This is a genomic window from Pseudomonas sp. GM33, assembly GCF_000282295.1.
Lineage (GTDB): Bacteria > Pseudomonadota > Gammaproteobacteria > Pseudomonadales > Pseudomonadaceae > Aquipseudomonas > Aquipseudomonas laurylsulfatiphila.
In genome coordinates this window covers 38,813-58,177 of record NZ_AKJO01000008.1, presented here as the reverse complement: position 1 = coordinate 58,177, position 19,365 = coordinate 38,813, and the positions used below count along the sequence as shown (strand labels likewise).

The window sequence follows — 19,365 nt, the reverse complement described above, 5'->3', positions numbered from 1 at the left end:
CCAGGTCCCACAGCCGGACGCAAGATCCGGGTGTACGTTTTGAAGGCTGGCGCGGTTTACCAAAAATGATCCAAGCCAGTCCCCGAGAAGCCGGCCACAAGCCGGCTTTTTAATGCCTGAAAGAAAGTGACTCACAAAAAAATCACTCAGCCCCTTCAGTATTCTGCGCATAAAACTCCTGCAGCTTGGCTTGCAACAGTTTCTTGTCTGGCAATTGAGTGCGGTACTCCGCAATCAAGGCTGGCGACAGTGAGCGGTTCAAGGCGTACTCGACGATTTCGTCCTCTTTGCTCGCGCACAGCAATACGCCGAGCGCCGGGTTTTCGTGTGGTTTGCGGACATTGCGGTCCAACGCTTCAAGATAAAAATCCATTTTCCCCAAGTATTCCGGCTCAAAGCGCCCGACCTTGAGTTCGATCGCCACCAGGCAGTTCAGCCCACGGTGGAAGAACAACAGATCCAGCGCAAAGTCCCGCCCGCCTACCTGCAACGGATATTGCGAACCCACAAAGCAGAAGTCCCTGCCCAGTTCGATCAGAAAATCCCTGAGCTTGTGCAGCAGGCCTCCATGCAAGTCCGTCTCTGCATGACCACGCTCCAGAGCCAAAAACTCGACCACGTAGGCGTCCTTGAACACGTTCAGGGCCTGGGGATGAATTTGTCGCAGCGGTGCTGAGACTTTTGCCGGGCTGACCACTGAACGTTCAAACAAAGCTGCCTTGAACTGCCGCTCCAGTTCGCGGCTCGACCACTTTTCCTGGATTGCCATGCGCAGGTAAAACTCGCGCTCCTCCGGGTGTTTGCTCTGGTTGAGGATGACCAAGTTCTGGGTCCAGGGTAATTGTCGCAGCAGTGCTGCGACTTTTGCGTCATGCCTATAAGCCTCGTAAAACTTGCGCATGCGAAAAAGATTCGTACGGGTGAACCCCCGCAATCCAGGCTGCGTATAGGCCAGGTGCTGAGCCAGTTGAGCCACCACCCCATCACCCCACTCCGCCGCTTCAATCTTGCGGCTGATGTAGGCCCCAACCTGCCAGTGCAGCTCTATCAGCTCGGTGTTGACCGCCTGCATGGCGCGTTGTCGAGCAGTCACAATCAGTTGGGTAACTTCACTGAAAGCAGAATCGAGAGAGGTATTGCCAGGAAGATCATTCACGTCAGGACATTTCCATGTCAGCTGGAGGGCTTTCTCAATTACTCCTGAAACCGACGCAGGAACATTCACAATGTATTTCTGCATGAAACAACGCTAACAAGCATCCCCCCACCCAGAGAACACTTGCCAAGCCAAAATGGCCGATGCTAAATCCACCCCGTCCAAAAACCGCTCCCCGTACCCCGGAAGAGGCTCTGCCGGTCGGACTTCGCTTTCAAGCTCAACGATGAAGCCCTGTATGGCCCAAGGATCACGGGCGCAATCGTGTGCAAACCCTGCGCAAGTTGTACCTCAACCTCACGGATAGCTGAACGATTTCACCAACGTCAATTCCCCGACCGCCCGCATCGGCACCAGGAAGGTCTCCATCTTCTCGCTCGGCGTGCCTTCCTCGGTAATCACCGTCACCTGCGCGGTGGTCAGCGCTTGTACCGCGTCTTCCTGCCCCTCCTCATCACTGCTGTAGCCGCCACCGAAGTAGTTCACATATACCAGGTACTGCCCCTTGATCGGTGCAGGCATGGCAAAGATTTCCGGGCCGTAGCCGGTAGTGACGTCGACGTCGAGTGCTGCGCCGTTGGGGGCGATGCGGTCGCCGTACCAGATGTGCGCGCCGTCGGGGGTGATGAGGTGCAGGTCGAGGTCGGTGTTGTCGCTGTCCCATGCCAGTAATACACGTAACTTGGCCGGGGTCGCACCGCCGCTGCTGTTGAGGAATTGCGTGCGGTGACGTTGCTGGCCATCGGGGTTGCGAACTTCGACGCTGTTGCTGCCGTTGGGGAATGAGAACGGGCGATCGAAGCGGCCGGCCGGGTCAATTTTCAGCGGCATGCTCACCCCGTTGACGATCAGCCGGCCGGGCTCTGTGGATTTCGCTGTGGCTTTGATCTGGCCGCTGATGCGTGCGGTGTTGGCCTGCCCTGCCGGGGTGTTGACCGATGAGGCCGGGTAGTTGACGACCTGCCGGAAGCTTTCCCCCTCGCCCTCGGGTGCGCCGGTGCGCCAGCCGCCTGCGGGGGTGTCGAGTTTGACGCTGTCCGCCGCCATCACTGATGGCAACGCCAGCAGCGAGCAGAGACACAGCAAGACCTGTGGATAACGGAGTTTCATGGTCTATTCCAGCAAGAGGTGGCGGGCGAGCCCTTCGATGTAGGTTTCATCCTGGCCGTTGGGGTGAGCCTCGAAGGTCAGGTGCAGGTATTCGTGGGTCAGGTCGAGGCGGTCTTGCAACGTCAGCACGCCACGCACGTAGATACGCTGACGTTCGCGGTCGACATAGGGGTGTCCGAAGGCCAGGCGGCATACGGCGAAGGTGCCGACTTCGTTGTAGCCGACCTCGCCTTGCAATCGCGCACGCCAGCCGCGCCGCTGTTTCTGCAGCCAGTCTTGCGCGGCAGGCAACGCTTCGCAGGACGCGACCGGGTTGTCCCAGCGACTGAGACTGGCGCGTGGGTAGGCGTGCAGCAGGATGGCGTCGTAGCGCTGGCCGGCACCGGCCTGTTCGACGGCTTGCTGCCAGGACAGCTTGTCCGGGCCGGGTTGATCGGAATGATAGGTGACGGTGCTGCCGGTCAGGACCAGGTCGCTGGTCCACGCAGCGATATCGCGGGATTCGGAGGATGCCGGACGCGGCGCGACCCGCTGACGGCTACTGCTGTCGTCGATGCTCAGGCAATCGCCGCTGCGCGTGGCGTTTTGCAGCAGGTACGTGCGGATGGCCACCGCGAGGGCTTTGGCGGCCTCGACCGGCTCGGCAGTGGCTTCGCGCTGGAGCACACGGGCGACGTACTCTTCGCGATCCAGCCGGGCGACGAGCTTGTCGTTCAGCAGAAAGAGTTCGCCGTCACTGTGGATATCCAGCGCATTGCCGTTGGCGAATTCGACGCGGTAGTTACCCTGTAACGCTCCGGAAGACACCGCAGAGCCTCCTGACAAGACACGCCGAAGTGGATAGCGGGAGAACAGGTCGACCTCTACACACTTCCCTGCATCCGCAGGCCAGGCAACAGGAATCGCCGCGGACAATGCCTGCGCGTAATCACGCAGTACCCGCTGACTGGTGCCCCGCCCCCCAGCCCAGACCGGTGCACCCTCCGCCGTCCAACCGGCAAATCCGCCCTGGCGTGACGTGGCATCCTGATCTGCCAACCAGCTCCAGGTCTTCACCCGCAGGCGGCTTCCAAGTTCGCCGACGACATTGCCATCAGCGGCATTGAGCACCACGTCGAGCAACACACGTCGGGCTTGATCCTGCGCCGGCAGCACGGCCAACACCTTCAACAGCTGCGCCACCGAAACCCGGGTAGCCGGTTGCAACGAAGGCAAATCCAGCAGCCATTGCGGCGCCTGCCGTGCCTGCCAATAGGCTCGCCAGTCGGCCTCGCGGATGCCCAGTCGCGCGGGTTCGAAATACAGACCGCATGACTTCACCAACGCCTGATCGCGTTCGATCCTGCCGCCCGCCGTGCAGCAATAGACTTCTTCCTTAGACTGGCCGCGACATTCATAAGCCGGCTCACGCGCACCGGTGTCCACTAGCCAGGCGTAGACGAACAACTTCCACACACTGCCCAAGGGTGTCTGCAAGGTCTGCGGCAGTGGCTCGCGGGCGATCACCTGAGTTCGGCTCAAAGACAGTAAGTCGCCCTTGAAGGCCAGGCGCAGCGGTTCGTCCTGTGCTGTCGCCAGCACAGGGATCAAACACAGCAGCCACCCCAGCAGCAACCTGTGCACGTCAGTGAACCGTAACCTGGCCAAGGGCTGCCTTTTGTTCCATCGCCTGATGCTGCGGCGCATACACCTGAGTGAATCGCACCGGCGGCAAGTTGAACTGCCCCTTCTGCGAGAAACGCACCAGATGCCGCAGGCGCAATTCGCCACTCAAGGCATCGACCGGAATGGCATAAGCCATTTGCCCCGGCTCGAAACGCGCCTTCTCCAGCGATGTCGGTTCGGTGCCAGCCTTGCCCATGAGCTTGATGCCCCAGGTCGTGCGCTCGACATCAGCGCCCGGTGGCAGCGGCACTTCCAGCAGGCCGTAGCGCAGCGGTTTGGCGGCTTTGCTGGTGATGATCACTTCGTCGAGATAAAGATTGTCGCTGGACAGCGGCGCGTTGCCGACTGCCTCGAGTTTGAAAGTGAAAGCCTCATCACCCGGCACCAGTCGCGACAGGCGACGGGTGATGGTCACGGCCATCGGATCCACCGCCGGCTGCTGGCTGCGATAGCTCAATGCAGCGCGTAGCGGACGCTCCTGCACCCCGCTCAGCGTCAACACCGCCGGCACTGGCGCAGACCCCTGCCACGTCCAAAACATCTCACCAGAAACCCCGTACTGTTTCTTCCAGCCTTCACCCGGGGCCAATGCAATGGTGGGCGATGCCTGCTCGATGCTGCGTTGCAGCCAGGTGAGCGCCAATGCCCGTTCCAGGGTCGATTGCTGTGGCAACAGGCGTTGCAGTAATGCCTGGGCGCGAACCTGATCGAAGGGTTGCAGCGACAGGTTCAGCGCTTCGGCGAACGGCTGGGAACTGACCGCCAGACGTTGCTGCGCGTCGGCCAGTTGCCGGTTGAACGCATTCGGCAAAACAACCTTCGCCTGCCTGGCCAGCGCGGCCGTCAACACTCTCGCGGCAGCCAGCCCCAGGGCTGAGTCAGGATCGCTCATGACGAGGCTGTCTTCGCCGTCCTCCATCAGGTTCGCAGCCGTGCCCTCGCCTGCTTTCGCCAAGTCTTCCATCAGGCCACTGAGCAAGGTGTTGACCGGCAACTGCATCTGTTTGGCGAACGACAGGATCAGCGCCCGCTGCAGCAGCGGCGTGTTGTTCGCCTGTTTGGCGTAGACCTCCAGCACACGCTGCCAATGCTCCGGCGGCAGGTTCAGGTCCAGCACCCGGCTGGCGTGCCAGTCAGCGTAATAGGCATAGGCGGTGAGGAACGCGTCCGGCTCGCCGTCCATGCCCCACCAGGTAAAGCTCGCCGAAGGACCGGCCATTTGTACCAGGCGCAGGCGACTGTTTTGCATGATCAGGCGCAAGCGATCGCGGATCTGCGGATTCGCCGCCAGCGTCGGGTAGGCAATGCTCAACGGCAACAATCGACTGGCGGTCTGCTCGACGCCACCGTAGGGGTAGCTCAACAGGTCGTCGAGGGCCGAACGGAACAACGCTTGCGGACTGTCATCCAGGCGCAGGCGAATATCGGTTGCGTCTGCCGGCAGAGTCAGCGGTGTATCGCCGCTGCTCACATCGAGACTCTGGGATTGCGTCACCCGCCAACCTTCACCGGTCGCACTCAGGTGCACCGTCAACGCATCAGCGGTTTTGCCGTCCTGCACCAGCTCGGCGCTCCACTCGCCATTGGCCAGTTCAAACGCTGGCAAGGGGATGTAGTTGATGCCGCTGTTCAGGGTCACAGGCAAGCGCTGTTCGTTGCCGGCGTAACGGGTCACCAGCTCGACCTTGACCGGTTTCTCGCCCTGACTGAAGGCGAACACACCAAGGTCCGGTTTGTCGCCGGCACGGAATCGACTCGGCCCGCTCCACTTCAGGTACAGCGGTTTTTCCGAGCGTACGAATTGCTTCTTCTGTCCGACCTGACCGTCATCGGCGATGGCCCTGGCGGTGATGCGCCAGCGGGTCAGTGAGTCGGGCATTTTGAAGGTGAAACGGGTCTTTCCGTTGGCATCGGTCAGTAACTCTGGCTGCCACGCCGCCGTGTCGACATCCTCGCGACGCGGCCGTTCCAGCACTTTCACGCCGCGCTCACTGCGATTGGCTTTGCCCGGCGCACCGGGGCTGCCCGGCAAGGCGACGTCATAACTGATGAACGACAAACTCGCGCTGGTGCGCACGTTGTTGCGCCGCGGGTGATAGAAGAACTGGTCGATGCTCGGCGCCACTTCCGGTTGCAGCGCGTAGACCATTTCATCGACCACGCTGACCGTCAGGTGCGCCGGGATCGGCTTGCCGGCAAATTGAGTCGTCAGGTCCACCGAGACGGTTTCGCCCGGCTGGTAGGTGTCTTTATCGGTGGCGATGGCCACGTCGATTTGTGGCGTCAGCACTTTGATGCCGGCGTTCTGGAAACTGTACTGGCCGCCCTTGGTGTACAGCACCGAGAAGGTCAGGTTCGGCGCGAAGCCGTCCTTCACCGGGATGCGCGCGCGATATTGGGTATCGCTGAGTTTTTCCGTCTTCAGCCAGTCACCGCCTCTGGACAGCAGCGCGGTCGCCTCGACCTTGTCCCGCTCCAGCGACAGCAAGGCATCGTTGACCGGTTCCGGGAAAGTGATCAGCGCCAGCGCTTCATCGCCGGTGATGTACTCGGGCTTGTCGAGGACGATTTCCACGGTGCCGGGCACGGCTTTGACACCTTCACCGGTGACCGAATGCCCGGTGGCGCCGACCACGCGACCGTGGTCATCCTTGAGCGTCAGGTTGTAGGTGCCCGGGCGGTCAAAGGCCAGGGTGAAACCTTTGTCGGTTGCCGCGAGTTTTCCTTCACCGGTGCTCTGGTCTTCCAGACGTACCCAGCCGTAGCTGCCCGGTGTAACGGCCTGCGCCTGCTCGCCTTCGCGGGTGTAGCTGAACGCAACCTTGTCGCCCACCGCGCTGAAGCGTCGGGGCGCGCTCAAGCGGAAGTTCGCCGCACCACGGTCGATGAGGATTTCCTTGGTGGTCTTGACCCGATACGCCGCGCCGTCGCTGGCGAACACGGTGAGCATGTAGCGACTCGGCTTGTCGGCGGCGGGCAGGTCGAGCGTTGCGTTGCCCTTGGCGTCGGTGGTCAGTTCGGTACTGGTCAGCTCCACCGGAAATTGCCCGAGGTACTGCAGCTCGTTGTCGACCATCGACAGCTGTTGGGCGCGCAGGCTCAGGCTCAATTTCGCATTGGCCACCGGTTTGCCGTCCGGGTACAGCAGCACCAGGTTGCCCTTGACCGGCTCGCCGGTGCGGTAATCCTGCTTGGCCAGATTGAGCGAAATCTCGAAGTGCGGCTTGATGTATTCAGCGACGCGGAAGGCGCTGCTGTAGGTCTGATCCTTGTACGTAAAACGCAGTTCATAACCACCGGCCACGGCATTGTCCGGCAACTGGAATCGGCCTTGGGTACCAGCCCTGGAATCGAGTTTCAGATCGAGGGATTGCAGCGCCGTGCCGGTGGCATCGAGCACGCTCACATTGACGTCGGCAGCGCTTGGCTGCACCGAGTCCCGCGCGTTCTTGAATTCACGTCCGACGATTTTCAGCGACACCCAATCCCCCGGTCGATACAGCGGCCGGTCGGTGAAGGCATAGAGTTTGGTGTCGTAGATTTCGCTGTCGTAGTAGAAATTCTCGGAGACGAACACCCCGCCCTCTTCGTCTTCACCGATCACGAAGGAACGCTCGGGGCTGACGTGCTTCAGGCGCAGCAAGCCGTCGCTATCGGTGGCGCCGCTGCTCATCACACCCAGGCCGTCGGTCCACAGCACATTGACCTTCGGCACCGAGCTGCCTTCGTGTTTGCGCGCGGCCCACACCAGCAATTCGTCACCGGCAATCTTGCTCACCGCCACGGTGTTGGAGACGAACACCATGGTGGTCGCGCGGTACTTGCCGATCAGCGCTTCCACCAGATAAAGACCCGGTTTGAGAGTGCCCAGCGGGATGTACACATTGCCCGGCGCGACACTGACAAACTCGCTGGAAGACCCGGCCAGGTTCACCCCCGCAGGTGGCTGAATCGGCTTGGCCTGCCACAACGGGTAACGGAACTGGCTGACCACCGGCAAACCCGGTATCAACGCGAATTGCGGCTGTGCATCGTAGGGCGTTGGCGCGGCCATCGCATTGCCCATCTTCAGTTCCGGCACTTCCTCGGTGACTTGTTTACGCGACTCGTAGGAAAACGCCCGCTGCATCACCCGGCGGGATTTGCGATACCAGTTGTCCCACAGGTACGCGAGGGTGTTGGACAAACCTTCACCCTTGAACTGGCCATCGCTGACCACCCGATGCAGATTCTTCTGGCGCTTGAGGAAGTCCAGCGGCTTGTCGATGCGATACACCCGAATGTCCGCGCCGCCATAAGGCTCCATGCGAAACCGGCGATAGTCGCGGCCCGGTGCTTCGAGGCGCACCATCGCTGGTTCATCGCTGGCGAAACTGCTGTCGGCCAGCAGGAAGAAGCTCTCGCCGGCCACTGGCGCATAGCCGCTGGCCGGGACCGAGTCATCGGCGTTAACCACCGAGAGTGGCAGCATCCACACCAACATCAGAGACAGAAAACGCAGCATGCGGGCACCGGTCATTGGGAGAGAAAATTCAGTCGATAGACGCCGATGAAGTTGGGGTTGGCTGCGTCGGGTATCCATCGGGTGTCCTTCCATGTCATGAGTTGCTGCAGGCTTGCCGAACGCATGCCGTTGTCGGTGGGTGTGGTGGTGCCGGTGTGATAGGCGATGTAGCGACCCATCCAGATCATCAGGTGCTGGTCGTCGCCCTGATCGAAAAACATCAGGTCGCCAGGGCGTGCCTGTGACACATCGCGGCTAACCAGATGGCTGTTGAACTGGATCAATTTGATCGCGTTGACGTACGGCCCGACCTTGCCGCCGCCCTGCTGCCACTGCTGGGCGAGACCGCGCTGGGCATCGCTCAATTGCAACTCCGGCGGCAGGTAACGGTTGGACAGGCCATTGCTGCGCAGCCATTTGTCGTCGTGGACTTTTAGCGCTTCATTGGCGGCAAAGCGCACCAGTCCGGCGCAGTCCTGCTGATACCAGCGCGGGCTCGGCCCCTGACTCAGTTGCTCCTGGGCGATGCGCACGAACCAGGCGCGAAAAACCTGGGATTGCTGCGGGTCGAGCGATGGCGTCTCGACAGCGCGGGCACCTGCGCTCAGCAACAACGCCAGCAGGCCGAGACTGCGGATCAACGCCGTCACAGCGCTTTCCACTCCAGCGGCAGCCACTGCCAGTGGCCGTCTGGCTCGCTGCCTTCGGGCAAGGTCAGGGCGTATTTGCCGTAGCCACCGAGGGTGCGCAGTTTCGGAATCAGGAAGGTTTGCGCGGCGTTGTAGAACACCGGTTCCATGTCCTGAGGCAGGCTGTCGAGAGTTTCCTGCTGCATCAGTTGCGCCATGGAATCGGGGCCGAAATAGACTGGCATCAGCAAGTCCTTCGGCACCACGTCGGCCATCGGCGGGAAGCGTTTGTCGAGGGTGCCGAGGGCCTTGTCCACCAGCTTGTCGTCGAGGGAAAACAGCAGCGTCGAACCATGGCGCGCCAGGCTGACTTTCATGAACGCCTTGCCGGTGATGGCATCGGGATCTTGAGCTTCCTTGGCCGCATAAGGACCGAAACTGGAGCTGACCTGACGTTGCCACTGATGGCTCTGGCCTTCCTGTTTTTCCAGCACAGGGAAGGCACCGTCTTCGACGTTGCTCTCGTGCGCACCGACCATCGAGCCGAATAGTTTGCCCAGATCCCCATCGAGTTTGCCGCTGTCGTCATCGTTGAGGCTGGCCACCAGCAAGGGCGTGTACAACCGCGAATCGGCATACCAGCACAGCCCCGCCGCGCCGGCCATGTGTTCGGTCAGTGCCTGGGCCACCTTCTCCTCGGCACCGAGTTTCACCAGCAGCGGTTTCTGTTGTTCGGCAGCCAGCGGCAACGCCACGCAAGCGCTAGCCCCCATGGGCATGGCTTGCCAGATCGGTTTGAAATCGAAATCCGGCTGATTCTCTAGCTCATCCATGGCCAGGAAGCTGTGCCAGCCCTTGTCGTCCATGTCGAAACGCAGGCCGGCGAAGTTCGGAATGAAACGCTGGTAACCCATGGCCAGCACGCTGGCATTCACCGACAGGCGTTGTTTCACCTGCGGCGCACGAGGCGGCAGACCGAAGGCTTCGGGAAACAGTTTTTCGCCACTGAGCAGCGCGGCAACGGCCGTGGTCGATACGCTGCCCGGCTCCTCCGTTGCACCGTTTTGCGGATCGTAGAGCTTCGCCGGATTGGACAGCACCACCAGTTTGTCGCCATGGGACGCGAACAACAGCGCCTTGCTGGCGTTGTAATTGAGTTGATAGAGCGCCACGTCTTCGCTGCCGACCTTCACCTCAGCGACCTTGCTCAACTGCGAGTCGTCCAGCGCGACTTTGGCCAAGGGTTCCAGCACCTTGGCCAGACCGCCGCGATCCATCACCAGCAGGAAATCCTTGAGCCGCCCGTCCGCCCCGCGCCACAACGCCACGTCGGCAGGCTGATCGAACAGTTGCTCGATCAGGGTGTCCTGCAACTTCAGGTCATGTTCGTAGATGATCCGCCGCAAACTGCCGATCAAGCCGAGGCGATCGGCGTGGGTTTCGTAGTAGAAGACGAAATCTTCGGTCAGGGTTTCCTTGAGGAATGGCACCGCGAGCAGGTCTTTGGGCAATTGGCTCAAGGAGTGGGTTTCCAGCAAACCATCCGGCCGGCCCATACCCAGTTTGTCACTGGCCAACGCAGGCGCCGGCGCCTTGGGTTTGTGCATGAGCCACCCCAACCCACCGGCCACGCCAGCGACCAGGCATATGCCGATCAGCAGCGTCGGCCAATGCAGGGAAGGTTTGGCCGCGGGTGCGCCAGCGGCCGGAGTAACAGTGCTATCACTCATGTTCACAAAACCCGATGTTCATCCGTGGAGCGGGATGCTTAATAGTTGAAAGTCTTGACTAGCAACAAGTCGCCGATTGCGCGCAGGGGCACGATGAAGGTCTCGCGTTTTTCATCGACGGTGTTTTCGTTGAGCACCAGGTTGATCTGCGAGGTAATCACCTCGTTCTGGTTGCCGGTCTCATCGAAGTTATAGCCTTCGCTGCCGAAGTTGCCCCAATAGTTCACGTAAACCAGGTAGGTGCCGCGCAGCGGCGCGGTCATGGTGAACATCTCCGGGCCGGGTCCATCGACGCCGTCCGGGTCGAGGCCGCCGCCATTGGTCAGCGCTGAGTGCGCCCAGAAAGCGTGCTGGCCGTCGGGGGTAATGATGTGCAGATCGAGTTCGGCCTTCGGGTCGTCCCAGCCCAGCACCACACGAATCCGCGCGGGAGTGCGCAGATTATTGGCTTCATAGAATTGAACGCGCTTGAGCGACAGGCCTTCAACGCTACGCACTTCGACGCTGTTGGAACCGGCGCCGAACGCATAGGGCCGGGCGAAACGGCCCTGGTCGTCGGTGTACAGATTCAAGGGATTGCCGTTGACCGCCAGCGTGTGCGGCCCACGCTGAGTGCCGAGGGCCTTGAGTTGGCCTTCGATCATCGTGCGATTGCGCTGCACGCCCCGGTCGATGGGCGGCGTGGGATAGGCGACTTGCGGGTTTTCCGTGCGATCCAGCAAACCGTTATAGCGCCAGCCGCCCACCGGCTCCGACAACTCGGCATCCGGCGCGGCCAGAATCCCGGGCGCGAAACCCAGCCCGATCAGCAGCAAAAGAAATGAGCGCATGCGACGCCTCCTGCCATGCCTGACGAAACCTTGCGCCTGATCCTGGGCGCGTTACAGATGTGCATACTGCGTTTCGTCTGAAAGACCCGTGACTGCCAGGTCGTATAGGGCTCGAAGGTTAGCCATTCGGGTGTTTTTTAACAATCGGATGGCTCCGAAATTGCGGTGGGAATCACGATAACGGGACGGTGAGCCGAATACGCGCCATATTCGGCTCATTATGTGAGCCGAATAGCCAATCTAATCGGCTCCCCCCCATTTAGAGCATCAAGTGCATGACACCTCAATGGATATGGCAGCAGCCTGATTGGCCAGAGTTCACCTGGAGTGCCGAACGCTTGGCGCCCTTGTTACGCGATCCACTATCCTGATAACCCGGCAGCTCCTACGGGGGTGTGCGTCGTCTGTGAGTTTGCCCATAAACCCCATGTCTGCTAGTGTCGCGCCGGTTTAACGTCAACCGGAAATCGCCGCCATGGCCCGCAAAAAAGCTGCACTGGATTTCGAACAGTCCCTCGCCGACCTGCAAACGCTGGTGGAGCGTCTGGAGAATGGCGAATTGTCGCTGGAGGACTCGCTGGCCGCTTTCGAGCAAGGCATCGGTCTGACCCGCGATTGCCAGGCGGCGCTGGCCCAGGCCGAGCAAAAGGTTCAGGTGCTGCTCGAGCGTGATGGCGAGTTGGCCGAGGAACCCTTCGACGCGGATCAGCCAGAATGATTGCAGCGTACTCGGCCACCAGTCAGGCTCGCGTCAATGCGGCGCTGGAAACCCTGTTCACGGCACCAGGCCCCGAGTTGGCGCGGCTTTACGAAGCCATGCGCTACAGCGTGATGAATGGCGGCAAACGCGTGCGTCCACTGCTGGCCTATGCCGCCTGTGAAGCGTTGGGCGGCAAGCCTGAGCAAGCCAACGGTGCGGCCTGTGCGGTGGAGCTGATCCACGCCTATTCACTGGTGCATGACGATTTGCCGGCCATGGACGATGACGATCTGCGTCGCGGCCAGCCCACCACCCACAAGAAATTCGATGAAGCCTGCGCGATCCTCGCCGGTGACGGCTTGCAGAGCCTGGCCTTCAGCGCCCTGCTAGACCCGCGCCTGAGCACGTCGGAGGCCGAAATCCGCCTGCAAATGGTCAGCGCCCTGGCACTGGCGGCGGGCCCGGCGGGCATGGTCGGCGGTCAGGCCATCGACCTCGGCTCGGTCGGTTTGAAGCTTGACCAGAAAGCCCTGGAGTACATGCACCGGCACAAGACCGGTGCGTTGATCGAGGTCAGCGTCAAACTCGGCGCCCTGGCCAGCGGCCGTGCCGAGAAAGACGAACTCAAGTCCCTGCAGACTTATGCACAGGCCATCGGCCTGGCATTCCAGGTCCAGGACGACATTCTCGACGTCGAAAGCGATACCGCCACCCTCGGCAAACGCCAAGGCGCGGACATTGCCCGGGACAAGCCGACCTACCCGGCCCTGCTCGGCCTCGACGCCGCCAAGGCCTATGCCCTGGAGTTGCGTGACCAGGCCCTGCACGCCCTGCGACCGTTTGACGCGGCGGCCGAGCCGTTGCGGGATCTGGCCCGGTATATCGTCGATCGCCGCAGCTGACGGCGAATCGCCAAAAAAAACCAACGCGTGGGCAGGGGACGATGCATCAGGTAAACTGCCGCATCTTTTATACCTATAACGATTCGCCTGATGCCCACGACGTTTCATGAGATTCCCCGCAAGCGCCCGACCACGCCCCTGCTCGACCGCGCGAACACGCCGGACGGCCTGCGCCGGTTAGGCGAAGCCGAGCTGGAAACCCTGGCCGATGAGTTGCGCCTGGAATTGCTCTACACGGTCGGCCAGACCGGTGGGCATTTCGGTGCCGGCCTGGGCGTGATCGAGCTGACCATCGCGCTGCATTACGTCTTCGACACCCCGGACGACCGGCTGGTGTGGGACGTGGGTCATCAGGCTTATCCGCACAAGATCCTCACCGGTCGTCGCGAGCGCATGGGCACCCTGCGCCAGAAGGACGGCGTCGCTGCCTTCCCGCGCCGCTCCGAGAGCGAGTACGACACCTTTGGCGTCGGCCACTCCAGCACCTCGATCAGTGCCGCGCTGGGCATGGCGATTGCCGCCCGCCTGCAAAACAGCGAGCGCAAGGCGATCGCGGTGATCGGCGACGGCGCGTTGACCGCGGGCATGGCGTTCGAGGCGCTGAACCATGCGCCGGAAGTGGACGCCAACATGCTGGTGATCCTCAACGACAACGACATGTCGATCTCGCGTAACGTCGGTGGCTTGTCGAACTATCTGGCGAAAATCCTTTCCAGCCGCACCTACGCGAGCATGCGCGAAGGCAGCAAGAAAGTGCTGTCGCGCCTGCCCGGCGCCTGGGAAATCGCTCGCCGCACCGAAGAATACGCCAAGGGCATGCTGGTTCCCGGCACGCTGTTCGAAGAGCTGGGCTGGAACTACATCGGCCCGATCGATGGCCACGACCTGCCGACCCTGATCGCCACCCTGCGCAACATGCGCGATCTGAAAGGCCCGCAGTTCCTGCACGTGGTCACCAAGAAAGGCAAAGGCTTCGCCCCGGCGGAAGTCGACCCGATCGGTTACCACGCCATCACCAAACTCGAGCCTCTGGACGCCCCGGCCGCCGCGCCGAAAAAGGCCAGCGGGCCGAAATACTCCGGTGTGTTCGGTGAATGGCTGTGCGACATGGCGGCGGCCGATCCGCGTCTGGTCGGGATTACACCGGCGATGAAGGAAGGCTCGGACCTGGTTGCGTTCAGCGAACGCTTCCCGCTGCGCTACTTCGACGTGGCCATTGCCGAGCAGCACGCCGTCACCCTCGCGGCCGGCATGGCCTGCGAAGGCGCCAAACCCGTAGTGGCCATCTATTCGACCTTCCTGCAGCGCGGCTACGACCAGCTGGTGCATGACGTCGCGGTGCAGAACCTCGACGTGCTGTTCGCCATCGACCGCGCGGGTCTGGTGGGCGAAGACGGTCCGACCCACGCCGGCAGCTTCGATTTGTCGTTCCTGCGCTGTATCCCCGGCATGCTGGTGATGACCCCGAGCGATGAAAACGAGCTGCGCAAGATGCTCACCACCGGTCACCTGTACGAAGGCCCGGCGGCTGTGCGTTATCCACGCGGTAATGGCCCGAACGCGACCATCGAGAAAGACCTCGAGCCGATCGAGATCGGCAAGGGCATCGTCCGCCGCCAAGGCAGCAAAGTCGCCCTACTGGTGTTCGGCGTGCAACTGGCCGAAGCCCTGAAAGTCGCCGAGACGCTGGATGCGACCGTGGTCGACATGCGTTTCGTCAAACCGCTGGATGAAGCGCTGGTGCGCGAAATCGCTGGCAGTCACGAGTTGCTGGTCACTGTCGAAGAAAACGCGATCATGGGCGGCGCCGGTGGCGCTGTCAGCGAGTTCCTCGCCCGGGAAAACATCCTCAAGTCGATGCTGCACCTGGGCTTGCCGGACATCTACGTCGAGCACGCCAAGCCTGCGCAAATGCTGGCCGAGTGTGGGCTGGATGAAGCCGGGATCGAGGCTTCGATCCGCGAGCGCCTGCAACTGCTGAACCGCTAAACACACTCTCCCTGTGGGAGCGGGCTTGCCCGCGAAGAGGCCGGTATATCCAACATCAATGTTGGCTGTACCGACGCTTTCGCGGGCAAGCCCGCTCCCACAGTGTTTTGTGGCCCCCTCAAAATTGTATTTGCCTCAAAGCACCATCGGACCACCCATGAAGTTCTCCCGCCTCGCCCTGCCCCTATTCCTGCTACCCACCGCCAACGCCCTTGCCGACACCTTAGAACGCGATCAAGCGCTGAAGCTGCCCGACGTGCTGATCAGCGCCAACCGCCAGGTCGAAGCGCGCAACGACAGCAGCGCCGCCAACACCGTGTTCACCCGTGACGACATCGATCGCCTGCAACCCGATAGCGTCACCGACCTGCTGCGCCGTGTACCGGGCGTACAAGTCTCGCAGGCCGGCGGGCGCGGCAGTGTGCCGGGGGTTTACATTCGCGGCACCCAGTCGGCCCAGAGCCTGGTGCTGGTGGACGGCCAGCGCATCGGCAGTTCGACCTCCGGCGACAGCAACCTGCAGCACCTCAACATCGAACAGGTCGAGCGCGTGGAGGTGCTGCGCGGCTCCCGTTCGGTGATTTATGGCAGCGATGCGATTGGCGGGGTGATCCAGATCTTCACCCGCCGTGGCGGCGAACAGGGCCTGCAACCACGCCTGCACACGGCGTTTGGCAGCAACCAGACCTGGGAGCGCAGCCTTGGTCTGTCCGGTGGGGACGAGCGCACCCGCTTCAACCTCGGTGCCAGCCTCGACGAAAGCGCCGGGATCAATCGCACCCACGAGTCTTACCCCAGCGACGGTGACCATGACGAGTACCGAAACCAGTCGTTCAGCCTGAGCGTTAGCCACGCACTCAGCGATGACATCGAGATCGGCGTCAACGCGCTGGATAATCGCGGCAAAAGCGAATTCGACAACCCGTTCGGGCGCTTCGACATGAATACGTTCGAATCGGTCCAACAGCAGCCCGACAACGAATTCGATGTGAGCAGTGTCAGCAGCTACATCGACGCGGGCATCAATGATCTGTGGCAAACCCGCATCGAGTTCGGCCACAGCGAAAACCGCGAGAAGACCCTCGACAAACTCAGTGACGAACGCAGCGTGTTCAACACCTACCGGGATTCGGTGAACTGGCAGAACGACCTGACGCTCGACGAGCGCAACAGTCTGCTGCTCGGAGGTGACTGGTATGAAGACCGGATCAACAGCAGCACCGCGTTCGATGAAGACAGTCGCTGGAACCGTGCGGCGTACATCCAGCACCGCTATCGGGCTGATCGTTTCTCCACGGAGCTGGGTCTGCGTCACGACGACAACCAGCAATTTGGCAGCCAGAACACCTGGAGCGGTACCTTCACCCTGCCACTGAACCCGGACAACGAAGTGCTGTTCACCTACAGCGAAGGCTTCCGCGCACCGACGTTCAACGATCTGTACTACCCCGACTTCAGCAACCCGGACCTCAAGCCTGAAACCTCGAAAAGCTATGAGCTGCAATGGCGCAGCCAATTGACCGAGAGCAGTCGTCTGGAAACGTCGCTGTATCGCACCGACCTTGAAGACGCGATCATCTTCGGCAGCAACTCGCGCCCCGAGAACGTCGCCTCGGCGCGGATCAACGGCTTCGAAGCAGCGCTGAAACAGGAATTGTTCGACTGGCAAAGCAATCTCGGCGTGGCGATCATCGACCCGCGCGACCGCGACACGGGTCATACCCTGGCCCGCCGCGCGCGCCGCACTTTGAGCTGGGATCTGGACCGACAGTTCGACCGCCTGGGCCTGGGCGCCAGTTGGCAAGCGGTCAGCAGCAGCTATGACGACCTGAACAATCAACAGCCCCTCGGCGGCTATGCCTTGCTGGGGCTGCGCAGCAGTTGGGCGCTCAATCGTGAAGTCCGGCTGGAGCTGAAGGTCGACAACCTGCTGGACAAGGGTTACAGCCGGGCGTTGTACAGTTACCAAGGCAGCCAGTACGGGTATCGCGAGGAAGGTCGGGCGTGGATGTTCGGGGTGACATGGACCCCCGACATCCGCTGAGATCACCTGTAGGAGCTGCCGAAGGCTGCGATCTTTTGATCTTGTCTTTAAAAGAAAAATCAAAAGATCGCAGCCTTCGGCAGCTCCTACAAAGGCGTGGCCAGAGTGTCAGTAGCAGTACATTTCAGCGGTCGGGTGCGATCAATTGGCAAAGCTTTGCTGTTGCCTCAACCATCTGCCCACTCGGCCGCTCCAGGCCCTTGTCCGTCACCAGGCGCAATTGCCCCTGTGCTACCGCCGCCACCTGCGGCCAGGCTTTCCACGCATCGAGCTGCGCCTGATCACTGGCCAGAATCACCTCGGGATTACGCTGCAACACGGCTTCCACGCTGACTTGCGGTGCCGGCAGTTTCAGGTCGGCAAACACGTTTTGGGCTCCGCAGACCTCCAGCGCATCGCTGATGATCTGCTCGCCGCCGACGGTGTACAACGGCCGATCCCATATCTGATAGAACACCCGCAACGGCTGATCCCGTCGATAGCGTTGACGCAGTGCATCCAACCGCTGGCGCAAGTCGCCGGCCAATGAAACGCCGCGGTCAGGCCGAGCGATCTGAGCGGCAATGGCCTCGATCTGCGCGGCAAGCTGCTCCAGGCTGTGGGGTTCGGCGACGTAGGTGGGAATGCTCAGGCGTTTGAGTTGGTCGCGTTGGGCCGGGCCGACGCTACCGGGCCATAGCAGCAACAGATCGGGCTGCAGACTGAGCAGCCGCTCCATGTCCAACTGGCCATAGCGGCCAACGGAGGGCAGGTTCTTGAGTTCAGCCGGTCGCTCACCGGCGTCCAGCACACCGACCAGGAGGTCGGCAGAACCCAGTTCCACGACGATTTCAGAGAGTGACGGTGCAAGGCTGACGACCCGCTCGACCGCGATGGCCGAGCGGCTGGCGGCCAGCAGCAAAACCGCCAGCCAGAGCGCGCGCATCAACCGAGCTGACGCGGAATACGGTAGAGGTAGAACAGCACGGCGGTCGACAGCGCCAACAGCATCAGCGGCACCGCTTCGAGCCCGACGAACACCGCCAGGGCACCGATCCACGCTGGCAGGCCAGCGACAAGGAACGCTGTACGGCGTTTCGCCGCCAGGTTGATCCACGCGCCAGGTTCTTCAGGGGTATCGAGGGCTTTCTGGGTGGCGATCAGCGCATGCTTGTAGGCGCCGAAAAACTTCAGGCTGACAAACATCGAAGCGACACCGGCGATGAACAACGGCATCGCCAGCACCGGCAGAATGGCTTCGCTCTGGCCGAACACCGCGTTGATCACGAACAGCGGCAACAGGGCCAGTGCCAGGTATTGCCACCAGTTGACGGACAGTCGCCGCCGAACCTGACCCCGGGTCACGCCCGGTCTACCTCGCCCTGATGTTCATTGCCCATCATGTGGTCGAGCTTGCTGGCCTTGGTCGCCAGGTAGAGTCGGTTATGCGGGTTGTGCCCAGTGTGCAACGGCACGCGCTCGGCCACCGCGATCCCCATGTCGGTCAAGGCTTTGACCTTGCGCGGGTTGTTGGTCATCAGGCGCAATGACTTCACGCCCAGGTGCTCCAGCATCGGCAGGCACATGGCGTAGTCACGCTGGTCGGCGGCAAAGCCCAGACGCTCGTTGGCTTCGACGGTATCGGCGCCACCGTCCTGCAACTCATAGGCGCGGATCTTGTTCAGCAGGCCAATGCCACGACCTTCCTGGCGCAAGTACAGCAATACGCCACGACCTTCACGGGCGATAGCCTGCAAAGCGGCCTCCAGTTGCGAGCCGCAGTCGCAACGCTGGCTGAACAGGGCATCGCCAGTCAGGCATTCGGAGTGCAACCGGCCGAGTACCGGGGCACCGTCGTCGAACTCACCCAGGCTCAGCACAACGTGCTCGCGGCCAGTGCCTTCATCGAGAAAGCCATGCATGGTGAATTGCGCAAAAGGCGTTGGCAGCTTGGAAGCGGCGACAAAAACGACAGGCACCGGTGTGCTCCTGATCTAAAAGTTCTGAAGATTCGCAGAGCCGGCATTGTAACAGCAGGTTCCGAGCGACGCTTAGGCTGAATTATCGGCGATAACTATCAAAAAGTTTGATATGCGGGCCGATCAATCTCTGTAGGAGCTGCCGAAG

The 19,365-nt window shown here is 61.6% G+C and carries 14 protein-coding genes and 1 pseudogene; 5 read left to right on the top strand and 10 right to left on the bottom strand.

Going from position 1 to position 19,365, the window contains the following annotated elements; all coding sequences use genetic code 11:
- Nucleotides 1-142 precede the first annotated feature (142 nt).
- The 7 genes from PMI26_RS27750 to PMI26_RS27780 form a co-directional block, all read right to left on the bottom strand.
- Nucleotides 143-1,156: a PDDEXK nuclease domain-containing protein gene (locus PMI26_RS27750; protein WP_033047351.1), complete on the bottom strand. Its 1,014-nt coding sequence runs from the start codon at nt 1,154-1,156 to the stop codon at nt 143-145.
- A 297-nt stretch (nt 1,157-1,453) separates the two neighbouring features.
- Entirely contained in the window at nt 1,454-2,266 is an 813-nt protein-coding gene (locus PMI26_RS27755; RefSeq protein ID WP_007970187.1) for a YfaP family protein, read from the bottom strand.
- Between the two features lie 3 nt (nt 2,267-2,269).
- Nucleotides 2,270-3,889, bottom strand: coding sequence for a DUF2300 domain-containing protein (locus tag PMI26_RS27760; RefSeq protein ID WP_033047350.1), 1,620 nt, complete (start codon nt 3,887-3,889; stop codon nt 2,270-2,272).
- Nucleotide 3,890: 1 nt separating this feature from the next.
- A complete protein-coding gene (locus tag PMI26_RS27765; RefSeq protein ID WP_007970184.1) occupies nt 3,891-8,450 on the bottom strand; it encodes an alpha-2-macroglobulin family protein in 4,560 nt (1,519 codons plus the stop codon).
- Nucleotides 8,447-9,085: a DUF1175 domain-containing protein gene (locus PMI26_RS27770; RefSeq protein ID WP_007970183.1), complete on the bottom strand. Its 639-nt coding sequence runs from the start codon at nt 9,083-9,085 to the stop codon at nt 8,447-8,449. Before PMI26_RS27770 ends, PMI26_RS27765 begins: the two co-directional genes overlap by 4 nt.
- The gene (locus tag PMI26_RS27775; RefSeq protein ID WP_007970182.1) at nt 9,082-10,794 is read right to left on the bottom strand and encodes a DUF2138 domain-containing protein; all 1,713 of its coding nucleotides are present in this window, start codon (nt 10,792-10,794) and stop codon (nt 9,082-9,084) included. Before PMI26_RS27775 ends, PMI26_RS27770 begins: the two co-directional genes overlap by 4 nt.
- A 38-nt stretch (nt 10,795-10,832) precedes the next feature.
- The gene (locus tag PMI26_RS27780) at nt 10,833-11,624 is read right to left on the bottom strand and encodes a YfaP family protein (protein WP_007970181.1); all 792 of its coding nucleotides are present in this window, start codon (nt 11,622-11,624) and stop codon (nt 10,833-10,835) included.
- Between the two features lie 275 nt (nt 11,625-11,899).
- On the opposite strand from PMI26_RS27780, the pseudogene PMI26_RS30235 reads away from it, so the two are divergent.
- From PMI26_RS30235 to PMI26_RS27800, 5 genes and pseudogenes are all read left to right on the top strand, one after another.
- A pseudogene (locus PMI26_RS30235) lies at nt 11,900-11,980 on the top strand (DUF4172 domain-containing protein); the annotation flags it as partial.
- Nucleotides 11,981-12,099: 119 nt separating this feature from the next.
- Nucleotides 12,100-12,342, top strand: coding sequence for an exodeoxyribonuclease VII small subunit (locus PMI26_RS27785; protein ID WP_007970180.1), 243 nt, complete (start codon nt 12,100-12,102; stop codon nt 12,340-12,342).
- Nucleotides 12,339-13,226, top strand: coding sequence for a (2E,6E)-farnesyl diphosphate synthase (ispA, locus tag PMI26_RS27790; RefSeq protein ID WP_007970179.1), 888 nt, complete (start codon nt 12,339-12,341; stop codon nt 13,224-13,226). Before PMI26_RS27785 ends, ispA begins: the two co-directional genes overlap by 4 nt.
- A 90-nt stretch (nt 13,227-13,316) precedes the next feature.
- Complete coding sequence (gene dxs, locus PMI26_RS27795; protein WP_007970177.1) at nt 13,317-15,215, top strand: 1-deoxy-D-xylulose-5-phosphate synthase; 1,899 nt, start codon at nt 13,317-13,319, stop codon at nt 15,213-15,215.
- A gap of 157 nt (nt 15,216-15,372) precedes the next feature.
- Nucleotides 15,373-17,259: a TonB-dependent receptor domain-containing protein gene (locus PMI26_RS27800; RefSeq protein ID WP_007970175.1), complete on the top strand. Its 1,887-nt coding sequence runs from the start codon at nt 15,373-15,375 to the stop codon at nt 17,257-17,259.
- 124 nt (nt 17,260-17,383) lie between these two features.
- Here the strand turns inward: PMI26_RS27800 and PMI26_RS27805 are convergent, their stop codons facing one another.
- Genes PMI26_RS27805 through ribA form a run of 3 tightly spaced genes read right to left on the bottom strand, consistent with a single transcriptional unit; the run spans nt 17,384 to nt 19,217 of the window.
- Nucleotides 17,384-18,184, bottom strand: coding sequence for a cobalamin-binding protein (locus PMI26_RS27805; protein WP_007970173.1), 801 nt, complete (start codon nt 18,182-18,184; stop codon nt 17,384-17,386).
- Nucleotides 18,184-18,603 carry a hypothetical protein gene (locus tag PMI26_RS27810; RefSeq protein WP_007970172.1) on the bottom strand — a complete coding sequence of 140 codons (420 nt, stop codon included), beginning with the start codon at nt 18,601-18,603 and terminating at the stop codon, nt 18,184-18,186. Before PMI26_RS27810 ends, PMI26_RS27805 begins: the two co-directional genes overlap by 1 nt.
- Entirely contained in the window at nt 18,600-19,217 is a 618-nt protein-coding gene (ribA, locus tag PMI26_RS27815) for a GTP cyclohydrolase II (protein ID WP_007970170.1), read from the bottom strand. Before ribA ends, PMI26_RS27810 begins: the two co-directional genes overlap by 4 nt.
- Nucleotides 19,218-19,365: the final 148 nt, after the last annotated feature.